This window comes from Hansschlegelia beijingensis, assembly GCF_045505405.1.
Classification (GTDB): Bacteria; Pseudomonadota; Alphaproteobacteria; order Rhizobiales; family Methylopilaceae; genus Methylopila; species Methylopila beijingensis_A.
Genome location: NZ_JBJKEX010000022.1, coordinates 1 through 21,004 on the forward strand (window position 1 = coordinate 1; position 21,004 = coordinate 21,004).

The window sequence follows — 21,004 nt, forward strand, 5'->3', positions numbered from 1 at the left end:
GCCTCCCCGCGAGCGACCAGCGCCAGCGCCGCCCGCACGTTCTCGGCGCCGGCCACACTGGAGGCCACGGAGTCCCAGAGGCCGAGGCTCGTCAGCGCGGCCTTGCCGTATCTGCCGGCGGGAACCGAGCTCACGTCGCCCATGGCGAGCCGTCCATCGCCGAGCGCGCCCGAGAGGTCGAAGCCCGGCCTGAGGTCGACGTCGCCCTTGTTCCAGTCGGGGCCGGCGACAAGCACGAGCCGGTTGCCGAGCAGGTCGAGGCGGCTGTCGGTCGCGATCAGCTTCTTGTCCGCCACATAGTCCATCCAGGCCGCGTCGGCGGAGATGAACAGATCCGCCGGAGCGTCCTGCTCCAGCTGCCTGGCGAGGGCGGAGGAGGCGGCGTAGCTCGCCTTCACCTCGACGCCGCTGGACCGGGTCCACTCCCGGGCGACGGCGTCGAGCGCGTTCTTGAGCGAGGCCGCGGCGAACACCACCACGGGCTTGCCGGCGGCGTCGTCCCGGGCGTGCGCCGAGAGGGGCGCCGCCGCGAAAGACAGGCCCAGCGACAGGATCGCGAAAAGATTTCGAGCAAGAATCATCGGCGGTCTCCGCGCCGCGAGCAAGGCTCCGGCGTTCATCGAATGGCGGCCGCGGCGAGCCTCCATCGAGGCGCGGCGCGCGGTGGCGGAAACCGCCGTCAGCGGCGGAAGACGGCGGACGATGCCGCAGACGCCGTCCTGCGACAAGGCCGCCGTCTCCGGCGCTTGTCGTAGGGGCTTCGGGGGATCATCTAAGCCCGAGATGACCCGACATGAACCCGTGGCCGCGTTCGAGCCCGCTTCGCTGACGCTCGACATCGAAGGCATGCACTGCGCGGCCTGCGCGACGCGCATCGAGCAGGGGCCCCCTCGTCCGGTGATAGCGCTGGCGCGCCTGCTCGCGGCTGCGACGGCTTTGATCGGCGGCTCGGCCGCCGCGCTGCTAACGCTCGCCGGCTACGTCCTGCCGGTCGAGGCGACGCCTGTTCGAGCGGACGCGATCGTCGTGCTCGGGGGTTTTGGGGTGCCGCGCGCGGAGCTTGCAGCCCGCCTGTTTTCCGCTGGCCTCGCGCCGCGCCTGCTGGTGACCGGGGCTGGAGACTGCGAGGCGATGCGCGACACGCTGATCGCGCACGGGGCGCCGGCGACCGCGATCGTCACGGAATGCGCCTCGCGATCCACGCTGCAGAACGCGCTCGCGATCGTCCCGGAGCTGCGCGCCGAGAAGGCGCGTTCCGTCGTGCTGGTGACGCACTGGTTCCACGCGCGTCGAGCGCTCGCCAGCTTCAGGGCTGTCGCTCCCGAGATCCGCTTCGGCGCTGCGCTAGTCGAGCCCGACGACGCGCGCTGGCGGTTCGGCTGGGAGCAACGTCCCTTGGCCGCCACCCTGGCGGAGTACGCGAAAATCGTGTGGTACGCCGCCCGCAACCGGGTCGTGGTCCGGCCCGAGGCGTCTTCCGCCGGAGCCGGCCCATGAACCAGGCTCTGGTCATCCTTTATGCGCTGCTTTGCCTCGCCTTGTTGATCGGCGGTCTGGGGCGGCGCGGCGGCATCTACGAGTATCCGTTCCTCGCCAGCGCCATGTCGGTTGCGTTCATCTTGCCGCAGTTGCCGGGTCTGACGGACAACATGTTCCTACCGGAGAATGGCTTCGCGCGGACGCTTGTGTTCACGACCGCCTGCCTCGGGATGTCGGCCTTCGGCTGGCGCTGCTCCGCCAGACCATTGCTGCCACGGCCGATCCCGCTGAACGAAGGCCGCCTGCTCCTTGCGGCGGCCGCCCTTTCCGCGGCTGGCGCGGGCTTCTACGTGGCGGTCGGCCGGTTGCCGCCGGATACCGTGGTCTCGACCGCGATCAGCGGCGTTCCAGTCGTCCTGCTGTTCTTCTCAAAGATGCTCGTCTTCGGCCTCGCGATCGCCGCGCTGTGCGCTGCGCGCCGGCCATCCTGGTTCGCGTTCGCGATCATCCTCTGCGACGCTGCGCTTTACTTCGACCGGGTATTCGTCACGGGCAAGCGCGGCGAGGCGCTCGAGTTCTTCCTGATCGTCGCCCTCGCCCTTTGGTTCCAGCGACGGCGCGCGGTGCCGGCGGGCCTTGCGCTCATCGTCGTATTGGGCGGCGTGCTCGGGATGGCGAGCACCGAAGATTACCGCGCGATCACGCGGCGCGGCGAGACCCCGGGGATCGAGGACGTCGCCAAGATCGATTTCGTTGGGAACTTCGAGAATTTGGTCTCCGGCGGCGGCGCCGAGTTCCAGAACGCGATCATGAAGATAGACTTGAGCGCCCGAACCCAGTCCTACGACTACGGGCTCTACCACTGGAACGAGCTCGTGATGGCCTTCGTGCCCGGGCAGGTGGTCGGCGACGCCGTCAAGCGTTCGCTGCTGGTCGAAGTCCCAGGCATGGCCGACCGCTTCTATGAACCGAGCTACGGCACGACCGACACTGGAATGGCGGACGCGTTCGGCTCGTTTGGATATCTCGGCATCGTCAAATTCTTCTTCGTCGCGTGGATCATGCGCCGCATCTACCGCGGCGCGATGCGCGGGGATGCCAGCAGCCAGATTCTCTACATGCTCAGCGCGCTGCCTTCGGTGCACGTGATCTCGCATCACACCCAGTGGATCTTCACCAGCTGGATCCACATGGCGATCTTCCTCGGGCCGGCGCTGTTCTTCGCCCGAGTAAGGGAGCGGCCGGCAGCGGGACCAGCGTTGACGGGAGCGCCAGCCGCATGACCACGCGAGCCGATCAAAGCCCCGGAGACCGCAGCGCCCATCCCTGGCTGTACGGCGGCGCTACCTTTGCACTCCGCCACAGGCTTCTGCGCGCCGGCTGGCGCGCGGCCTGGCTTCTGCTCGCTCGCTGGACGCCGCCGCCGCTTCATGCCTGGCGCCGCTGGCTGCTGAACCTCTGCGGCGCGGATCTCGCGCCGAGCGCGCGAGTCTACCCGAACGTCACCGTCTGGTGGCCGCCCCACCTGACGATGAAGCAGCACGCGTCGCTTGGGCCGGGCGTCACCTGCTACAACGTCGCGCCCATCCAAGTCGGCACGTTCGCGGTGGTCTCGCAGGGCGCGCATCTGTGCGCCGGCACGCATGATTGCGACGACCCGAGCTTCCCGTTGCGCGCCAGGCCCATCTCGATCGGCGCGGGTGCCTGGATCGCCGCCGAAGCGTTCGTGGGACCCGGAGTGACAGTCGGAGACGGCGCGGTGCTGGGCGCCCGGGCCGTGGCCATGCGGGATCTTCATCCGCGGACGATCTACACCGGCAATCCCGCTGCGCCGATCCGACTGAGGGTCCGCCGAACCTCGCGCGAAGCCTGATCGCACCCGGCGAGACATGCACCGGCCCGCGGCGTCCTGGCGCGGCCAGGCCGGCGCAAGCGATGGAGAACGGCGATGACATCGGCCACCACTTCCGGGTCCCTGGGAGAAGCAAACCGGCTGGGCGCGCTCGACGGCCTGCGCGGGGTCGCCATCGTGATGGTGATGATCTTCCACCTCGTGCTGGTCTATCCATTCAGCGAGACCGTCGACAGCCTGTACTATCAGCTCGGCGGCGCACTCTGGATCAGCATCGACCTGTTCTTCGTGCTCTCAGGCTTCCTGATCACGGGGATTCTGCTCGAAACGAAAGGCTGCGCGAATTTCTTCAGCGCGTTCTACGCGCGTAGAACGTTGCGAATCTTCCCGCTCTATTACGCCGTGCTGATCACGCTGTTCGTCGTGGCGCCGCTGCTCGGGCTCTACGCCACGCCCGAGCTTCGGTTCGTGCTGGACCGCCAGATCTGGTTCTGGACCTACATGACCAACTGGGGCTTCGTCGCGGCCAACGGGGCGCGCTTCTTCAACGTGGAGTGGCTCGCCCTCATCCACTTCTGGTCGCTCGCCGTCGAAGAACAGTTCTACATGGTCTGGCCGCTCGTCGTTTTTCTGTTCTCGCGTTCCGGCCTTGTCAGGGTTTGCGTGCTGCTGATCGTGGGCGCGCTGTGCTTCCGGTTGACGATCTTCGCGTTCGGTCTCCCGCAGGGCGCCGCGTACACGCTGACTCCAGCGCGGATCGATTCGCTTGCGCTCGGAGGCCTTCTGGCGATCGCCGCGCGCCGCCCGGAGGCGATGGCGGTCGTGCGTAGGATCGCCCCCTGGTGCCTTACGGTCGCGACAGCGTTCGTGATCGTCATCTTCGTCACGCGCGGCGGCGTCTGGTTCGCCGACCCGTGGATGAACACGATCGGTTTCTCAATCCTCGATTTCGGCTGGGCCTCGGCGCTCGTGATGAGCCTGCCGGGGCCGCGCCAAGCCTGGATGGGACCCCTGCTGGAGGCGAGATGGCTGCGGCTTTTCGGCAAGTACAGCTACGGCCTCTACGTCCTTCATCACCTGATCCTGCCGCACCTGAGCCCCGCCCCGTTCGCGGCCCTGCTGCCCGAGACCCTTGGCGCCACCGCCTATATTTCGTCGTCCATCGCAGTGTTCTTCGTGGCCGCGTGGCTCTCCTGGCGGCTCATCGAATCTCCTTTCCTTGAGCTCAAGGTCTTCTTTCCCTACCGGCGAGCGCCCGCCACGGGGGAGCCTCGCATCGCGTGACGCAAGTCGGCGCCGCCCCGGCCGGCGAAGGCACCCCCAGCTACGTCCTTCGGGAGGAAAATGCTCAAAGGGCGATGCTGAACGAAGCTGCAAGGACGCGTTTGGCTGAGGAGAAGAAGCCTTTCAGCGTCTTCTCCGGAACAGCCGCGGCGGCCTAGCTTGATTGCGCTTCACGCGGATGTCATCGGGGGTCAGCCATGGGCATCAGGAATGTTACTCTGGGTGACGGCGCAAGGTTTACTCATCCAGAACTCGTCAACGCTTACTGTTGCTCCATCGGGCGCGACACGATCGTCGGCCCGTTCGTCGAGATACAAAAAGGAACGAACATCGGGGAGCGATGCAAGATCTCGTCGCACTCCTTTATCTGCGAAGGCGTCACCATCGAAGACGAAGTGATGGTTGCCCATGGGGTCATGTTCACCAATGACCTATTCCCCGAAGCGACCACCGAGGACGGCCAGCCCCAGCGGGATGGCGATTGGCCGCTGGTCACGACGATCGTGCGTCGTCGCGCATCGATCGGATCCAATGCCACGATCATCGGGGGGGTCACCGTAGGCGAAGGCGCGCTGGTGGCGGCTGGCGCAGTGGTGACGCGGGACGTGCCCCCCTACACGCTCGTGATCGGATCCCCGGCTCGGCCCGCGGGAGATGTGCGCGCAAGGCGCGCGAGCCAGGCCAGCCGTTCGCCCCGGGCAATTCAGGCGGAGGCCGTGTCGTGATTGGTATCGGCGTCATCGGATACGGGTACTGGGGTCCCAATCTTGCCCGCGTCGCGGCTGAATGCGACGACTGCGCCGCCGTCGCGATCGCCGATCCTTCAACCGAAGCGCTGGAGCGCGCCGGCAAGCGCCACCGCACGGCCCGCCTTGCAACGGACTGGCGCAGCGTCATCAGGGCCCCGGACGTCGACGCGGTGATGATCGCGACGCCCGTGCACACGCATTACGAGATCGCCTTGGCCGCTCTCACGGCCGGCAAGCACGTCCTGGTCGAGAAGCCCATGACGGAGACCGCCGAGCAGGCGGAACGCCTCATCGAAGAGGCCGCTCGCCGTGGCCTGACCCTAATGGTCGACCACACCTTCGTCTATACAGGCGAGGTCCAGAAGATCAAGGAGATCATCTCGTCCGGCATGGCCGGGGAGATTTTTTACTACGAATCCACACGGATTAACCTTGGGAAGTTCCAGAGGGACGTCAACGTCATCTGGGACCTAGCGGTTCATGACCTCGCGATACTCGATTACGTGCTGGGCGCCCCGGCGGTCGCAGTCTCGGCGAGCGGAGCCGGCCATATCGCCGGCTCCCCGGAGAACATGGCGCATGTGACCGTGTTCTTCGCGGGCGGCACGATCGCGCATCTCAACGTCAACTGGCTCGCGCCGATCAAGGTCCGCCAGACATACATCGCCGGCAGCCGTCAGATGATCGTCTACGACGACCTGCAAACGACCGAGAAGATCAAGGTCTACGACCGCGGCGTAACCTCGGACACCGACCCGGAGAACGTTTACCAGCGCCACGTCGGCTATCGCATCGGCGACATGTGGTCGCCTGCGATCCCGGTCCGCGAGGCGCTGTCGACGGAACTCGACCACTTCCTCAAATGCGTAAACTCGGGCGAGACGCCGCTCACCTGCGGGCGGACCGGTCTCAGCGTCGTGAAGATGCTCGAATGCGCCACGATCTCGATGCGCCAGCGCGGGCATCCCGTCGAGCTCGACCTGCTGCAGGTCGCGTCATGATCCCGCTGATGGACATGGCGGCGCAGTACCGCTCGGTCGCCGCGCCGCTCGAGGCCGCAGTGTTGTCCACCCTTCGCAGCGGGCGCTACGCGCTGGGGCCCGAGGTGGAGGCCTTCGAACGCGAATTCGCGGCCTATTGCGGAGCAAAGCACGCGGTCGCGGTCAACACCGGGACCTCGGCCCTCCACCTCGCGCTGCTGGCCGCCGGCATCGGCCCCGGCGACGAGGTGATCACCACCCCGGCCACGTTCGTGGCGACCGTCGCCGCGATCCTCTATGCCGGGGCGACCGCGGTCTTCGTCGACATCGACCCGGAGCGTTGGACGCTCGATCCGTCGAAGCTCGAAGCCGCCGTCAGCCCGCGCACCAGGGCTATCGTTCCAGTGCACCTGCACGGCCGGCTCGCCGACATGGCGGCGATAGTCGCGATCGCCCGCCGCCATGGCCTCAAGGTGATCGAGGACGCAGCTCAGGCGCACGGCGCTTTCCGCGGCGAGGTAGGAGCTGGAAGTTTCGGCGACGCTGGGTGCTTCAGTTTTTATCCCGGCAAGAACCTCGGCGCCTGCGGCGAAGGCGGAGCGATCACGACCGATGACGACGCCATCGCCGAAACCATGCGGAGGCTTCGGGACTGGGGCCAGGACGGCCGCTACAACCACGTTCTCGAGGGCTTCAACTACCGGATGGACGCCGTGCAGGGCGCGGCGCTGCGCGTAAAGCTTCAGCGTCTGCAGTCCTGGACCGACACCCGCCGGAGCATCGCGGCCCGCTACCATGCGCTGCTCGACGGGTCTGGGATCGGATTGCCAGCGCCGAGCGGCCCGGCCGATCACTCCTACCATGTCTTCGCAGTGCGCACGCCGGCCCGGGATCGCATACGCGCGCTGATGACCATCGCCGGCGTGGAGACCGGCCTGCACTATCCGCGTCCGGTCCATCTTCAGCCGGCCTATGCGGCGCTCGGATATGGCCGCGGCGACCTCCCGGAAGCCGAAGCGCTGGCGAGCGAGACGTTGTCGCTGCCGATGTTCCCCGAACTGTCCGACGCGCAGGTCCAGCAAGTCGCAGAAAGCCTGTTGCACGCCCTTGATGTCAGCCGCCGCGAGGCGGCCTGACCGCGCCTCTCTTCTGGAGATCGATTCCAATGAACAACGAGAATGATCCGCTCGCCGGCAAGAAGGTCGTGGTCACCGGCGGCGCCGGTTTCGTCGGCTCGCACATCGTCGCGCTGCTGCTCGAACGGGGGGCCGACGAGATCATGGTGGTGGACAATCTGTGCCGGGGCCGTCGAAGCAACATGAAGGCTCTCGGCGCTGACCGCCGCCTCCACTTCGTCGAAGGCGACGTTCGCGACCGGGTGCTGATGTCTCAGTTGCTGGATGGCGCGGACACTGTGTTCCACCAGGCGGCGCTACGGATCACGCAATGCGCGGTGGAACCCCGGGCGGCACTGCAGGTGATGGCGACCGCGACCTTCGACCTGATCGAGTTCGCCGTGGCCGCCAAGGTGCGGAAGGTCGTGATGGCTTCGTCGGCCTCCGTCTATGGCCTCGCGACCGAGTTCCCGACTCCCGAGACCCAGCACCCCTACGACAACCGCACGCTTTACGGCTCGGCCAAGCTGTTCGCAGAAGGCATGTTGCGCGCCTTCCACGACACCCATGGCCTCGACTACGTCGCGCTCCGCTACTTCAACGTCTACGGCCCGAAGATGGACATCCACGGCCGCTACACGGAGGTGCTGATCCGCTGGATGGAGAGGATCGAGGCCGGCGAGCCTCCCCTGGTCTTCGGCGACGGGCTGCAGACAATGGACATGATCCACGTCCGCGATGTCGCCCGAGCGAACATCCTCGCCGCGACGTCGCCTGCGACCGACGTGACGCTGAATATCGGCTCGGGCAGCGAAACATCTCTGCTCGGCCTTGCGAAGATGCTTTCGGAACGGATGGGGCGCCGGGGTCTCGTGCCCGAGCACCGGCCTGAACGCGGCGTCAATCCCGTGCCGCGCCGGCTCGCCGACACGAGCCTCGCTCGCCAGCTGATCGGCTTCGAAAGCCAGGTGAGTCTGGAGAACGGGGTGGATGAGCTGGTGGATTGGTGGCGGGCTCAGCAGCAGCCCCTAGAGCGAAGCGCGGCAGAATGATCCCGATCACACGCCCATGCGTCGGAAATGCGGAGGCGCTCGCAGCGGCGCGCGTCATCCGTTCGGGCTGGCTCACCCAGGGACCGCAGGTCGCCGCCTTCGAGACCGAGTTCGCCCAAGCGGTCGGCGCGCCGCATGCCTGCGCGGTGGCGAACGGCACCGTGGGGCTCCACCTCGCGCTGCTTGCCGTCGGCGTGGGGCCGGACGACGAGGTGATCGTCCCGAGCCACACCTTCATCGCCTGCGCGAACGTGATCCGCCAGTGTCGCGCGACACCGGTCTTCGTGGACATCGAGGAGAATTCTTTCAACCTCGATCCCGACGCGGTCGCGCAGGCGATCACGTCACGCACCAAGGCGATCATGTGCGTCCACCAGATTGGAATGCCCTGCGACCTCTCGCGGATCCTGCCGATCGCTCGAGCGGCCGGAGTCGCGGTGATCGAGGACGCCGCTTGCGCGGTCGGCTCAAACCTCATGGTGGAGGGTCAGTGGGAGCCGATTGGAAGGCCGCACGGGGACATCGCCTGCTTCTCGCTGCATCCGCGGAAGATCCTGACAGTCGGCGATGGCGGCGTGCTGACCACCGCCAATGCGGAGTGGGACGGCATGTTCCGGCTGTGGCGCCAGCACGGAATGAGCGTGCCGGACTCGGTCCGCCACGCGAGCGCTACGCCGGTGATCGAGAGCTACCCCATCGTTGGATACAATTACCGCCTGACGGACGTTCAGGCCGCGATCGGCCGCGAGCAGCTCAAGCGCCTCTCCAAGATCGTCGCTGCCCGGCGGGCGCTGGCGGCCAGGTACAGGTGCCTGCTGGCGAGCCTTCCAGTGGAGTGTCCGGAGGAGCCGCACTGGGCCCAATCGAACTGGCAGAGCTTCTGCGTAAGGCTGCCCCCGGGCGTCCGGCAGTACGACGTGATGGCGACGATGCTCTCAGAGGGGATAGCCACACGGCGCGGCATCATGTGCATCCACCTCGAGCCCGCTTATGCGGATGCGGAGATCCGCGGCTCCCTCGCCCGGTCGGAACAGGCGAGAGACACCTGCATCCTGCTGCCGCTCTATCCCGGCATGACCGAGCGCATGCAGCGCCGGATCGTCGCCAGTCTTCACGCGGCCCTGGGCCTCGATGCCTCCTTCCCCGCCGCGCGCGGCCAGAGGTTATCCAAAGCGCTCCCACGCGGGCCGCTCATCGCCCCGCGCTGTCCGGTCTGAGGCATGGGCATGCAAGCCAACGACAATCGTGCTCCTAGCGTGATGGGCTTCCACTTCCCCACCCCCCGACCGGGCTTTCGTCCCGAACGGCTGATCGGCCTTGCTCGGGAGCGCATCGCCGAGATGCGGCTGGACCTGCGGGGCCGAACGATCCTGACGGAAGCCGCGACGGGCGTTTACGTGGTGACGCCCATCATAGCGGCGCTTGCGGGAGCCCACCGGGTCTTCGCGGTCGCGCGGGACAGCCGCCACGGCTCGACCAGCGAGGCTGTGGCGTGGCTCCATGATGTCGCCGAGCGCGCCGGCGTGGCTGACACGATCTCGATCGTCGACGCTGTTCCTCACGCATTTTTGGATCAGGTGGACATCGTCACCAACAGCGGCCACCTCCGGCCGATCAATGACGCCATCATCGATGCGCTGCCGCCCCATGCTGTCGTGGCGCTCATGTTCGAAGCATGGGAACGGCGCTCGGGCGACATCGACTACGCCGCGTGCGAACGTCGTTCGCTGCCGGTGGTCGGCGTGAACGAGCGACACGAGACGATCGACGTTTTCAGTTACCTGGGGCCGCTCGCCATCCGCCTCCTGCACGACGCCGGGATCCCGGTCTACCGCAGCCGCATCGCTCTCGTCTGCGACAATGAATTCAACACGTCGCTGCTCACTGGCCTGATCGGCCAGGGCGCTCATGTCACTCAAGCGCGTTCGGTCCGCGACCTGCCGCCAAAGCCCTATGAGGCCGTTCTCCTCGCGCTCCGGCCGGCGGATAATCATGCGCGGCTCGACGAAGAGGACGCCCGCCGGCTCGCCGCGGTGGCGCCGTGCGCCATCGTCGCTCAGTTCTGGGGCGATGTGGACCGGGAGGCGGTGGCGGCGGCGGGTCTGCAGATCTGGCCGCCGACTGCTCCCGCCGCCGGCCATATGGCGATCCTCCTGTCGGAGATCGGCCCCGACCCCGTGGTGCGGCTTCAGGCCGGCGGATTGAAGGCGGCGCAGGTCGTTCTCGATGACGCCGAGCGCGAGGAGCCGGGCTTGGCGCAGATACTCTGACCGAACACCACGCCATTTACGTCACCTGCCTTTCGTCGGCAGCGTCGATAGACCTTGCCCTAAACCCTGCTGCGCACCCGCTCCGGTTGAGCCAGCGCGTTTCGAGAAGACGTTTGCCCTACAGGAAAATCGCTACCTATGGTAGATGCTGAGCAAAGAATCAGCGTGGCGGTCCTCCCCTGAACCCCCTCCTGCACAGATTTCAAGCGCTGGGACCCTTTACGGAGTCCGAAACCGCGATGCTGACGTCCCTAGGGGCGCGCAGACGCCGTGTTCCCGCTCATCAGACGATCTTCCGCGAACACGACCAGAAGCACGAAGCTTATGTCGTGCAAAGCGGCTGGACCTGCATTTACAAGATGCTTCCGGACGGCGGCCGCCAGGTCCTCAACTTCCCTCTGCCAGGCGATATCGTCGGCCTGTACAACATCAGTCTCGCGGGCTCTCAGTTCAGTTTCGAGAGCCTGACCGATGCCGAGGTCTCTCCGATTCCGCTGGCGATGATCGAACAGGCAAGCACGTTCCCCAATGTCGCCCAGGCGATCCGTTGGTCGGCGGCGCGGGACGCCGCCATCATCGCGGAGCATCTTGTGAATCTGGGCCGACGCAGCGCCCTCGTCCGCACGGCCCATCTCATCCTGGAAACATCTGCACGGCTCGAGCAGATCGGCGTCGAAACGGTGGATGGCTTCGACTGCCCTCTCAGCCAGTCCTGGATCGCCGACGCGCTCGGTCTGACCGCCATCCACCTGAACCGGGTTCTGCGCGAATTGCGCGAGGCCGAGCTGGTGACGGTGCGGGTCGGCCATGTGACCGTTCACGACTATGACCGCCTGGCGGAGCTCGCTGTCTTCGAGGCGGATTATCTGGAGCCGCCGCAGCGCGGGCCTCGAAGCAACCACTGAACGACAAGGCTCATGACGTCTGGCCGCTGTCACTCTTCCGAGGGCGTCATACTCCCTCGTTAGGCGTACGCCTCCGCGCATCATGGTCCGATTGCTACGTTCCTATGCCCGCTCCCTTCCTGGAATCTTCTTTCGGCGGAGACTATCCAGCCCGCGCGAGGCCAAGTATAGCCGGCCTGAGGGAGCATCATGGAGCAGAAAACGGCTCTTATACTTGGCGTCACTGGCCAAGACGGCGCGTATCTTGCTGAGCTTCTGCTCAGTAAAGGCTACACCGTACACGGCCTGAAGCGGCGATCGTCGTCCTTCAACACAGGTCGCATCGACCACCTTTACCATGATCGGCAGGAGAATCACGTGAGGTTCCTGCTTCATCACGGAGACCTCACCGACGCCACGAACCTCATCCGCATCATCCAGGAAACCCAGCCGGACGAGATCTACAACCTCGCTGCGCAGAGCCACGTTCTGGTCAGCTTCGAGACGCCCGAATACACGGCCAACACGGACGCGTTGGGAACGCTTCGCGTCCTGGAAGCCCTGCGCATACTCAAGATGACGGGCACCTGCCGGTTTTACCAGGCCTCCACCTCGGAGCTATTCGGCCGCGCCGCGACCGTGCCGCAGGACGAGCGAACGATCTTCGCGCCCCGCAGCCCCTACGCGGCCGCCAAGCTCTACGCCTATTGGATCACCGTGAATTACCGCGAGGCCTATGGCATGCACGCCTCGAACGGCATCCTCTTCAACCACGAAAGCCCGATTCGCGGCGAGACTTTCGTTACGCGGAAGATATCTCGGGCGGTCGCCGCCATCCAGCACGGGCTGCAGCCGCGCATCTATCTCGGCAACATCGACGCGAAGCGCGATTGGGGACACGCCCGCGACTACGTCGAAGGGATGTGGCGGATCGTCCAGCAGTCTTCGCCCGACGATTACGTGCTCGCGACCGGGGAGACCCACACCGTCCGGGAGTTCGTCGAGACCGCCTTCGACTGCGTCGGCCGCAGGATTGAATGGCGCGGAGTCGGCGTTGAAGAGAAGGGCTATGATGTTGACACCGGCGCCCCGCTGATCGAGATCGATCCGCGATACTTCCGCCCGACCGAAGTGGACATCCTGCTCGGGGACTGCACCAAGGCGCGACAGAATCTTGGATGGAAGCCGCGTGTCCGGTTCAAGGAACTCGTGGCCGAGATGGTCAGCGCTGACATGGAGGCCGTTCTAAAAGAGGCGGCGCGCAATGCCCGCGACGACTGACCGCGGCCGTTTCGAGATCGCCGGAAGCCGCATCTTCGTCGCCGGCCATCGTGGCATGGTTGGATCCGCCCTCGTTCGCCGCCTCGAGAGGGAGGCGTGCGAGATTCTCACGGTCGATCGCGCCGAGTTGGACCTGAGGCGTCAGGCGGATGTCGAGCGCTGGATGCAGCGGGAGAAGCCTGACGCCGTCATGATCGCTGCTGCGCGGGTCGGCGGGATCCAGGCGAACGCCACCCACCCGACCGAGTTCCTGCTCGACAATCTGCTGATCGGCGCGAACCTCGTAAACGCTGCGGCGGAGTCTGGGGTCCGCAAGCTGCTGTTCCTGGGGTCGAGTTGCATCTATCCGCGTCTGGCGCCGCAGCCGATCAGTGAGGCGGCCATGCTGACGGGCCCCCTCGAGCCCACGAACGAGGCCTATGCGGTCGCCAAGATTGCGGGGATGTTGCTCACCCGCAGCCTGAACGTGCAGTACGGACTTCCGTACATCACCGCGATGCCCCCGAACCTCTACGGCCCGAACGACCACTACGACCTGCAGACGTCTCACGTTCTGCCGGCGCTGATGAGAAAGATCTTCGAAGCGCACCAGGCCGGGAGCGATACGGTGACGATCTGGGGCAGCGGAACCCCGTTGAGGGAGTTCCTTCACGTCGACGACCTCGCGGACGCCTGTGTCTTTCTCATGCGGGTCTATGATGAGCCGGAACTCATCAACGCTGGCTCGGGCGAAGAGATCACCATCCGCGACCTGGCGGACCTGATAGCCGACGCGGTCGGATTTCGCGGGCACTTCGTCTTCGATCCGTCGAAACCTGACGGGACGCCGCGCAAGCTGCTGAACAATGAGCGCATCAGAGCCTTGGGCTGGAAGCCCGCCATACCCCTTTCGGAGGGGCTGCGCTCTACCTTGCAGAGCTGGCGGGCGTCTGAACGGGATCGCCAGTCCGCGCAGGAAGCGCAGAGGACGTCTGACTGAGCGACGCGTTGTCCCTCTCGTCCCGGGACACCAAGAGGATGTCGCGCGGCGACAGCCTCGCGAACTGATCCACCGCCTTCTCCTGGTAGGCGCCGCCCACCACCCTCGCCACCTTGAAGATCGGGCGCGCCGGGCTCGGGGCGTCCTGCCCGAGCTGATCCTGAACCTCTGCGAGGGCCGAGATCGACGATCTCAGCTTCTGCCGCTCCTGGGCCAGACGCACGTCCAGCTCCCGCAGATCGGCCGCGCTCTCCTTGATGCGCTGGTCGCCAAGATCCTGGATCTTCTGGTCGACCTCGAGCTGACGCTGCTGCGCCCGGGCAAGATAGGATTCGATGTCGAGCGAGTCGCGGCGGGTGGCGGAGAGCTGTCGCTTCAGCGCCAGGAGCGACGGCAGCAGCCCCAGCCCCTTGTCGACCATCTTCTGCGAGTTGGCGACTTCCTGCTCGAGCAACCCGATCTCCTCGTCGTGCAGCTTCTTGCTCTCACGCAGCGCGGCGATCTCCTGATCGTAACTCAGCCGCTGCTGGTGCAGCGCGGCGATCCCGTCTTCCAGAACTTTGCGGCGCACCGCAAACAGCGCCTTCTCGTTCGCCAGGATCGTCCGGACATCATCCGCCGGAACCGAGCGCTGGCGGGAGTCGTCCTCCCCGGCCGGCGCGAAATCGGCGCCCGCGATCTCGGCCTCCAGCCGCGCCCTCTGCATCCCTCCGGCGAACAGCGTCAGGCGGCGTTCGGCGACCTCCTGCTCGGCTGAGATCAGCTGCAGCGCGCGCGCGTTGAGCGCGGCGGCCGACCGCCTCAACCCGCCAGAGAGAGCAATCAGCTCGAGGGCGATCATCCCGGGCCTGTAGACGTACTGCCCCGGCTTTTCGACGTCGCCGGTGACGAAAACGCCGGCAAATTCCGCGATCTCGACGGCAGGGGCGCTGCGCAGCGGGAGTCGCCGCGAAAGCTCTTCATTGAGGGTCGCGACCACTTGGCCGGTCGTGAGGTCGGCGATCCGCAGGTCGCCCAGCAGCGGGTAGCTGACAGCGCCTTCCGGCCCGACGCGGAACTTGCCGGACAATTCCGGCTTACCGAGGACGGTGATCTGAAGCACGTCACCCGGACCGACCCGATAGGCGCCAGGAGGCTCCTGAGCATGACCAGGTGAGGCGAGCAGTAATCCGAGCACACATGCGGACGCTACGACCCGCGCCCGACCGCTCGAACGCCCAAGCAGTTTCGCATCGCTTCTCATCTTGAGCGCGCTCCGGCGTGCCATGGCATGGCCTGTACGGGGAGGATGTCGTCGTCACCAAGCGGCCAAGGCTCCTTCTCGGAACGCGGCGCAAGCCGCCAGCGCGCGATCAGCACGCCGATCCCCGCGCCAACCGCCAAGCCAAAAGCGAGCATCGGAAGCAGCTTGGGACTTGCTGGCTGAGCCGGCACCTCGGCGTTCGACAGCAGGGTTGCTTCCGCCGCCGCCAGGCCCTCCTGCTCCATCGTCTGCTTGTAGCGGTTGAGAAAGCTCTCGTAGATGTTGCGGTTCGCGACGGCCTCACGCTGCAGCCTGTTCAACTCGACACGAGCCGTGCTGTCGCGTGTGATCGCGGCTTCAACTTTCGCAGTTTCGTGTTCGAGCGCCCTCTCCTTACCGCGAGCGACCTGAACCTCATTGGCGAGGCTCGCGACCACCAGCGCGACCTCACCGTCGATCTGCCTGCGCACAGCCGCGAGTTGCGCCCGTTGCGCCGGAAGATCGGCGCTCATGTCGGCGCCCGCTGTCTCGATCTCGCCGATCTGGCGCACGAGTTCAGCTTCTCTGGTTCGCAGAGACTGAATGGAGGGCGAGGCCAGCGCTTCCATGAAGGAGGCGCTCTGCGGGCCGTCGGATGCGAGCTCGCGCGCCGCGGCCAGGCGGGCCTCGGCGCCTGCGCGTTGCGAGCGAGCGGAGGCAAGCTCGGTGTTGATGCCGGAGAGCCGCTGCGCGTCCGCGGTCATGCCGCTCGTCTCGAGGAGCCCGACCTTGCGCCGGAAGGACTCCACCGCCTCCTCGGAAAGCTCCAGCCGCACGCCGAGCTCCGAGACCTTGCCGCCCAGCCAGTCGCTCGCCTTCCGGGTCGCCTGCGTCTGCACGGCGATCTGGTGATCGAGATAGGCGGCCGCATAGGCATTCGCGACGCGCGCGGCGAAGATCGGATCGCGCGACGCATAGTAGATGAAGATCGTGTAGGAGCGGCCGTCATTGTTCACGCGGAGCCCGGACACCAAGCGGTCGACAGCCGCGGCGTCCGGCGTTTGTGGGGCGGCGGGGGGAGACGAACGGAGCGCTAGCCCCCAAGGCGCCCAGAACCGCCACCAAGGCTCGCTGTGCTCGTCCACCTTCGCCTTTGCAAGGCCCAGGCGGTCGACCACCCGCTCGGCCATTGAGCGCGACGCGATGAGATCAAGCTCCGTCCGCAGCACCGGGCTGTCTTGGGGCAGCCGCGACATCACGGATTCCAGCGTGATCACCTGCACCTTGCGGGTGTCCAGCGCGACCACGGCCTCGGCGACGTAACGGTTCGGCGTGACGGCCCACACTCCGGCCGCCAGGACGCCGGCGGCCGCCGTCGCCGCCGCGACCACGCGCCACTGTGACCGGATCAGAGGCCCCAGTCCCGCCTTGGCGGAGTCCTGCGCGTCCACGGATCTAGACACGATCATGACGAGAGCCCCCCGCTCTGAGGCTACATCGAGGCGTTGATGTGGGAGTTCGCGATATACGCGACCTCGGTCCGGTTTTTTGCCCGGAGCTTCTTCATGATATTGCGGACGTGAACCTTGACGGTGCTCTCTCGCATGTTGAGTTCATAGGCGATGATCTTGTTCGCCTTGCCCTGCCGCAGGGCGTCGATGACCGCCGCCTGACGGGCCGTGAAGGTTTCATTCAGCGCGAAAGCGCGGCCTTCCGGCCTGTTGAGGATGGACTTGCGAGAGGAGGTCAGGCTGGAGGCCGGGATGAAGGTGCCGCCAACCTCCACCAGGGTCATCGCCTCAAGGGCGACGTCCATGCTGGCGCTCGTCGGGATGTATCCCCGCACTCCGCAGTCCAGAGACTGCAGGATCTGGGTCGCATCTTCAGAGTCGGCGATCACGACGATCGGCGTCCCCGGGAAGGATTCCGCCAATTTCTCGAGCGCGTCCAGGAAGACTTCCCCGGAGGCGGAATTACTTCCGATGCTGAAGAGAACAAGCACCTCGTCGTGTTCGTCTCCGGCCGACGTGACGCAGTCCAGAACGCTCGTATAGCTCATGACGCGATTTCTGGGGCGCTGCGTTCTCACGCAGCGGGCCAGACATTCGGCGACGAGATTGCGCTCGTCGATAACGATGATTGTCCCACGTCCGAGCATGTCTTCCCGAAGGAATGACGAGTCTGGCGCCGGGTTGGATACCGGGATGTTCATGTCGTTCCCTGTGATTATGCAGCCTCGTCACAGCATACGTATAATTACATAGGCCGCCCATGCGAGGCTATTAATGATGGCGAAAGGAAGGAGGACTTTGGACGCCGCCGCTGACCCGCCTACACTTATCTCGATCAACCTTTGCCGACTTGAAGCAAGAGGATGCTAGGTTGGTTTCCAAGCCGCTCCATTAACCTAGATCAATAGATATATAGACATTCGCGGGGCTAAAAACGGACTGATAATCAGATGAACACGATGTTGGGCACCGGCCCCTGCGCCGATTGATGCCGGTTCTCAGTAGCGTAGCCCTGAGGGACGTTCTCCGGCCCTCCGCCTGACGCTCTACGGGATCGATCTGCACGCCACGCAAATGCCATCGGCGAAATAGTTGAGCGCGGGCATGCGCCTGAGGGCCGAATTCACAACCTGTGATTTCTTCGACTTCTCAGCCCAATACAAAGCCCAATCCATCGGCTCGAGCCCCGCCATGTTCAACAAACGACTCAGCGTTGAATATGAGTAATAGGCGACATGCTCAGGGTGAACCAGTTCAACGCCGCTCAGAAGGCGTAGATTAATCTTCAGCGAGGCATGGTTAGGCGTGGTGAGTATGATCCGGCCGTTCGGGCCGCAGGCGCTCTTGAGGGCGGACAGGAAGTCGCCCGCGTTCAGCACGTGCTCGAGCGTCTCGCCGGCGATAACGACGTCGTATCCGCCGGGCGTCGAGTGCGAGAGTGGCTTCTCGCAATCCGCCACGAACAGATCTTTGAAGCCGGCGCTGCGCATGATGCCGATCCCCTCCTCGGAGAGGTCGACGCCGTGCAGCTCGGCGGCGCAACCGTGGAGTCGCTGGTGAAGCAGCTCCCCGCGCGTCAGCCGGTCAAGCGTAAACGGCACGTCCGCGCAGCCGACATGCAGCACACGCTTGCCCCGCGCGTAGCGCTCGATGAACTCGACCCGGTTGGTCAGGTTGATTCTCGGCAGCCTCATCAGGCTTGTCCCCCTTTTCGCGACGCCGGCCACCCGGCTCACGCGCTTCTGATCACGCACTCCGGCTCGCAGACCTGGTCCGACAGCCAGCGGTAAACCTCCGCCCATCGCAGCGCCGCGGAGCCCCAAGAGAAGCGTTTCTCAACCAGCAGGCGGCCGCGTCGCCCCATCGCCCGCGCTTGCTCGGGAGGCGTCTCGAACAGCCGGCGCAGGCCGTCCGCGATTTCCGCGGTCGAGGGGCCGATGGACAGCGCGGCTCCGGCCAAGCGCCCCTCCGGAAGGTTGCACTGCTCCGTGATGAGGGCGGGCAGACCGTGGCTCCAAGCTTCGAGCACAGCCAGCGGCTGGCCCTCGCTGACGGACGGCAGGATGAAGGCGTCCGCTTGCGCAAACGCCGCCCTCTTCGAAGCGCCGCTCACATGGCCCAGAAACCGCATCGAGCGCGGGCTGCAGAGCAGCTCGGCGCGCGCCCGCAACTCCGCGACGAAGGCCTCCGGGCCCGATCCCGCGATCGCGAGATCCCAGGCCTGGGCCTCGGGGTTTCGCCGGAGGCTCGCCCAGGCGTCGAGAAGCGCGACGAGGCCCTTCTTCGGCGTCAGTCGCCCCAGATACAACAACGTGCGGCGTGCATTTGCGCCGCCCCGGGGCGAGGCGCTTTCCTCGGGCGGAAGCTGGACGCCATTCGGGATTAGACAGACCGGGTTGCGGAGTCCGAACGCGCGGACCGCCTGGCGCTCCTGCTCACACAAGGCGTGGATGCAGGCGGCGCGGTCGAGATGAGCCTGTTCATAGGCGCGCAGGGCGAGCGTTTTTTTCCACCCGCTGTTCGCGACCGCCCATGGGTCGAGCATGCCATGCGGGCTGACCACGTAGCGGCGGCCGGAGGCGGCCGCCCAGCGCCGCGCTGCGATAGAGAGGTACATCCACAGCCCGTGGACATGAACCACATCAAGGTCGGCCGCCAGCAGCGCGCGACCGAGCCCGGGCGCATAACCGAAGCTCGCGGGGCCACGCGCCGGAAAGACTTTGAGCGAGACCGCTCCCCACTCGCTTCGGTTCGCGGAGGGGGAGCGGTCGGATGCGAAGACCGTCACCTGGACGTCGGGGACCTGCAACAGCGCCTGCGCCATGTCCCTCACGCTCGCGTAGACGCCGCCGCCCTGATCGCCGGCCGAGCCCAGAACCACGCCCACCTTGATCGGCTTGACCTCGGCGCGCCAGGAAGGAGCAGCGTCCATTGCCAAACTCCCGGACCTAGGCCGAGGCCGCGAGCGGCGTGCGCGTCTCTGCCTCGGGCGCGAGACGGTCGAGCGCCGCAAGCAGGCGACTGGAATACTCCTGCAGGCTGTGTTCGAGCCCGCGCCGGCGCGCCGCGCCAGCCATGGCGCGGTAAAGTTCTGCGTCCCTTGCGAGCGCAGCCAGGGCGGCCTCGATGGCGTCCGGGTCCCGGATCGGCGTGAGGAAGCCATCGACGCCGTGCCGCACCACGCTGCCGGCGTTCGGCGTCGTGACGACGGGCAGGCCGGCCATCAGCGCTTCATACAGGACCGTCGCGGATCCTTCGCAGATCGAGGGCAGAAGAAAGACGTCCGCCCAAGCGTAGCAGGCCGACATCTCGGAGCGCGGCACAGGCCCAAGCAGCTTCACCGCCTCGTTCAGCCGCCGGCGCGCGTTCTCGGAGACATCGAGGGCGCCCGCCATGCGGAATTCGGCGACGCCCTTGAGGCGAAGGGCGGCCTCCAGCACGTAAGGCGCGCCCTTGCGCAGGCCCACGCTGCCGACGGTCAGCACCTTCAAGGGCCCGGACCGCCGACGCAGAATGGGCGCCGTCGTCTGAACGCCATACGGCGTCACGACGCAGCGCTCAGGCTGACCGCCACAAGAAATGACCCCGTCCCGGACGAACTCGGAGCCGCACAGGATGACGTCGGCCGCCGCCCATTCCCCGCGCTCGCGCGCCGCATACTCCTCCGACAACCCATCGCGGATGCTGACCGGGCTCCAGCCGGGATGCAGGGCCTCCTCCTCGAGGGTGAGGCGGTCGAGGATCTTCTTCGGCGCGACGATCTGCTCGACCGCAGTCCGGAAGCCTCTCGCCTTCGCGCCGGTGAGCAGTTCCAGGCACTCGCCGCTGAACCCGTAAACGCCGCCATCCAATTGATGGCGGTCGAGCCTGCGGAGCACCTGGCGCGACAGGGCCTGGCCCGCCCGGATATGCGCCCGGGTCGCGGCCGTCGGATCTCCCGCAAGCGCACGCTGAAGGGCGAAGCGCATTCCGACGCCGTCGAAACTCGTGATGCGGCTTGCAGGCAGGTCGGCCGGTTGACGGCCAATCAGCCGCCGGGCGGCCCGGGGAAGAAAGCGTGGCGGCAGCGCCCCGAGAGCTCGAGGCCAGCCCCGCGCGGCGCAGATGTCCGTGTAGAAGTGTTCCAGCCGGCCAGCCGCGTGCAGGATCCGCGGCACCGCGTAGTGCATGCGGGCGCCAAGCTGCGAAACGATCATCGGCATGCTCATTGCCCCCCCGGGGACGACGCGATCGAGGTCGACAAGGCGGGGCCGGCGCCGGCGGCCGCGCAGGAGGCCACGGCCTCGCGCCAGGCCAGCAGAGCGATCCCAGCTTCATCGAGTGGCAGAGGTCTTCGACGATCGTGA

The 21,004-nt window shown here is 66.3% G+C and carries 20 protein-coding genes; 13 read left to right on the forward strand and 7 right to left on the reverse strand.

The window, feature by feature from the left end; all coding sequences use genetic code 11:
* The coding region (gene modA / locus ACIKT0_RS02845) for a molybdate ABC transporter substrate-binding protein (protein WP_407103896.1) at positions 1-581 on the reverse strand (581 nt) is incomplete at its 3' end.
* 202 nt (positions 582-783) lie between these two features.
* On the opposite strand from modA, the gene ACIKT0_RS02850 reads away from it, so the two are divergent.
* The 13 genes from ACIKT0_RS02850 (at position 784) to ACIKT0_RS02910 (ending at position 13,925) form a co-directional block, all read left to right on the forward strand.
* Positions 784-1,497 carry an ElyC/SanA/YdcF family protein gene (locus ACIKT0_RS02850; RefSeq protein WP_407103897.1) on the forward strand — a complete coding sequence of 238 codons (714 nt, stop codon included), beginning with the start codon at positions 784-786 and terminating at the stop codon, positions 1,495-1,497.
* Positions 1,494-2,762: an O-antigen polymerase gene (locus tag ACIKT0_RS02855; RefSeq protein WP_407103898.1), complete on the forward strand. Its 1,269-nt coding sequence runs from the start codon at positions 1,494-1,496 to the stop codon at positions 2,760-2,762. The genes ACIKT0_RS02850 and ACIKT0_RS02855 overlap by 4 nt, the downstream gene beginning before the upstream one ends.
* Positions 2,759-3,352, forward strand: coding sequence for an LbetaH domain-containing protein (locus ACIKT0_RS02860; protein ID WP_407103899.1), 594 nt, complete (start codon positions 2,759-2,761; stop codon positions 3,350-3,352). The genes ACIKT0_RS02855 and ACIKT0_RS02860 overlap by 4 nt, the downstream gene beginning before the upstream one ends.
* A 75-nt stretch (positions 3,353-3,427) precedes the next feature.
* Entirely contained in the window at positions 3,428-4,615 is a 1,188-nt protein-coding gene (locus ACIKT0_RS02865) for an acyltransferase family protein (RefSeq protein WP_407103900.1), read from the forward strand.
* 197 nt (positions 4,616-4,812) lie between these two features.
* On the forward strand, positions 4,813-5,340 hold the full coding sequence (locus ACIKT0_RS02870; RefSeq protein ID WP_407103901.1) for an acyltransferase: 528 nt from the start codon (positions 4,813-4,815) through the stop codon (positions 5,338-5,340).
* Positions 5,337-6,365, forward strand: a complete 1,029-nt coding sequence (locus ACIKT0_RS02875) for a Gfo/Idh/MocA family protein (protein ID WP_407103902.1) — start codon at positions 5,337-5,339, stop codon at positions 6,363-6,365. The genes ACIKT0_RS02870 and ACIKT0_RS02875 overlap by 4 nt, the downstream gene beginning before the upstream one ends.
* Positions 6,362-7,480, forward strand: coding sequence for a DegT/DnrJ/EryC1/StrS family aminotransferase (locus ACIKT0_RS02880; protein ID WP_407103903.1), 1,119 nt, complete (start codon positions 6,362-6,364; stop codon positions 7,478-7,480). Before ACIKT0_RS02875 ends, ACIKT0_RS02880 begins: the two co-directional genes overlap by 4 nt.
* A gap of 29 nt (positions 7,481-7,509) precedes the next feature.
* On the forward strand, positions 7,510-8,511 hold the full coding sequence (locus ACIKT0_RS02885) for an NAD-dependent epimerase/dehydratase family protein (protein ID WP_407103904.1): 1,002 nt from the start codon (positions 7,510-7,512) through the stop codon (positions 8,509-8,511).
* Positions 8,508-9,728, forward strand: coding sequence for a DegT/DnrJ/EryC1/StrS family aminotransferase (locus ACIKT0_RS02890; RefSeq protein WP_407103905.1), 1,221 nt, complete (start codon positions 8,508-8,510; stop codon positions 9,726-9,728). Before ACIKT0_RS02885 ends, ACIKT0_RS02890 begins: the two co-directional genes overlap by 4 nt.
* A gap of 9 nt (positions 9,729-9,737) precedes the next feature.
* Positions 9,738-10,781, forward strand: coding sequence for a hypothetical protein (locus ACIKT0_RS02895; RefSeq protein WP_407103906.1), 1,044 nt, complete (start codon positions 9,738-9,740; stop codon positions 10,779-10,781).
* Between the two features lie 239 nt (positions 10,782-11,020).
* Positions 11,021-11,686: a Crp/Fnr family transcriptional regulator gene (locus ACIKT0_RS02900; protein ID WP_407103907.1), complete on the forward strand. Its 666-nt coding sequence runs from the start codon at positions 11,021-11,023 to the stop codon at positions 11,684-11,686.
* Between the two features lie 189 nt (positions 11,687-11,875).
* A complete protein-coding gene (gmd, locus tag ACIKT0_RS02905; RefSeq protein ID WP_407103908.1) occupies positions 11,876-12,946 on the forward strand; it encodes a GDP-mannose 4,6-dehydratase in 1,071 nt (356 codons plus the stop codon).
* Positions 12,930-13,925: a GDP-L-fucose synthase family protein gene (locus tag ACIKT0_RS02910; RefSeq protein WP_407103909.1), complete on the forward strand. Its 996-nt coding sequence runs from the start codon at positions 12,930-12,932 to the stop codon at positions 13,923-13,925. The genes gmd and ACIKT0_RS02910 overlap by 17 nt, the downstream gene beginning before the upstream one ends.
* Here the strand turns inward: ACIKT0_RS02910 and ACIKT0_RS02915 are convergent.
* From ACIKT0_RS02915 to ACIKT0_RS02940, 6 genes are all read right to left on the reverse strand, one after another.
* On the reverse strand, positions 13,852-15,192 hold the full coding sequence (locus ACIKT0_RS02915; protein ID WP_407103910.1) for a polysaccharide biosynthesis/export family protein: 1,341 nt from the start codon (positions 15,190-15,192) through the stop codon (positions 13,852-13,854). The two genes, ACIKT0_RS02910 and ACIKT0_RS02915, sit on opposite strands and share 74 nt — an antisense overlap.
* Positions 15,165-16,616, reverse strand: a complete 1,452-nt coding sequence (locus ACIKT0_RS02920) for a GumC family protein (protein WP_407103911.1) — start codon at positions 16,614-16,616, stop codon at positions 15,165-15,167. Before ACIKT0_RS02920 ends, ACIKT0_RS02915 begins: the two co-directional genes overlap by 28 nt.
* Before the next feature lie 23 nt (positions 16,617-16,639).
* Positions 16,640-17,359 (reverse strand): response regulator transcription factor, encoded by a 720-nt coding sequence (locus tag ACIKT0_RS02925; RefSeq protein ID WP_407103912.1) that lies wholly within the window; start codon positions 17,357-17,359, stop codon positions 16,640-16,642.
* A gap of 345 nt (positions 17,360-17,704) precedes the next feature.
* Positions 17,705-18,412 carry a class I SAM-dependent methyltransferase gene (locus ACIKT0_RS02930; protein ID WP_407103913.1) on the reverse strand — a complete coding sequence of 236 codons (708 nt, stop codon included), beginning with the start codon at positions 18,410-18,412 and terminating at the stop codon, positions 17,705-17,707.
* Positions 18,391-19,590 (reverse strand): glycosyltransferase, encoded by a 1,200-nt coding sequence (locus ACIKT0_RS02935; protein ID WP_407103914.1) that lies wholly within the window; start codon positions 19,588-19,590, stop codon positions 18,391-18,393. The genes ACIKT0_RS02930 and ACIKT0_RS02935 overlap by 22 nt, the downstream gene beginning before the upstream one ends.
* A 16-nt stretch (positions 19,591-19,606) precedes the next feature.
* Entirely contained in the window at positions 19,607-20,866 is a 1,260-nt protein-coding gene (locus tag ACIKT0_RS02940) for a glycosyltransferase family 4 protein (protein ID WP_407103915.1), read from the reverse strand.
* Positions 20,867-21,004 lie beyond the last annotated feature (138 nt).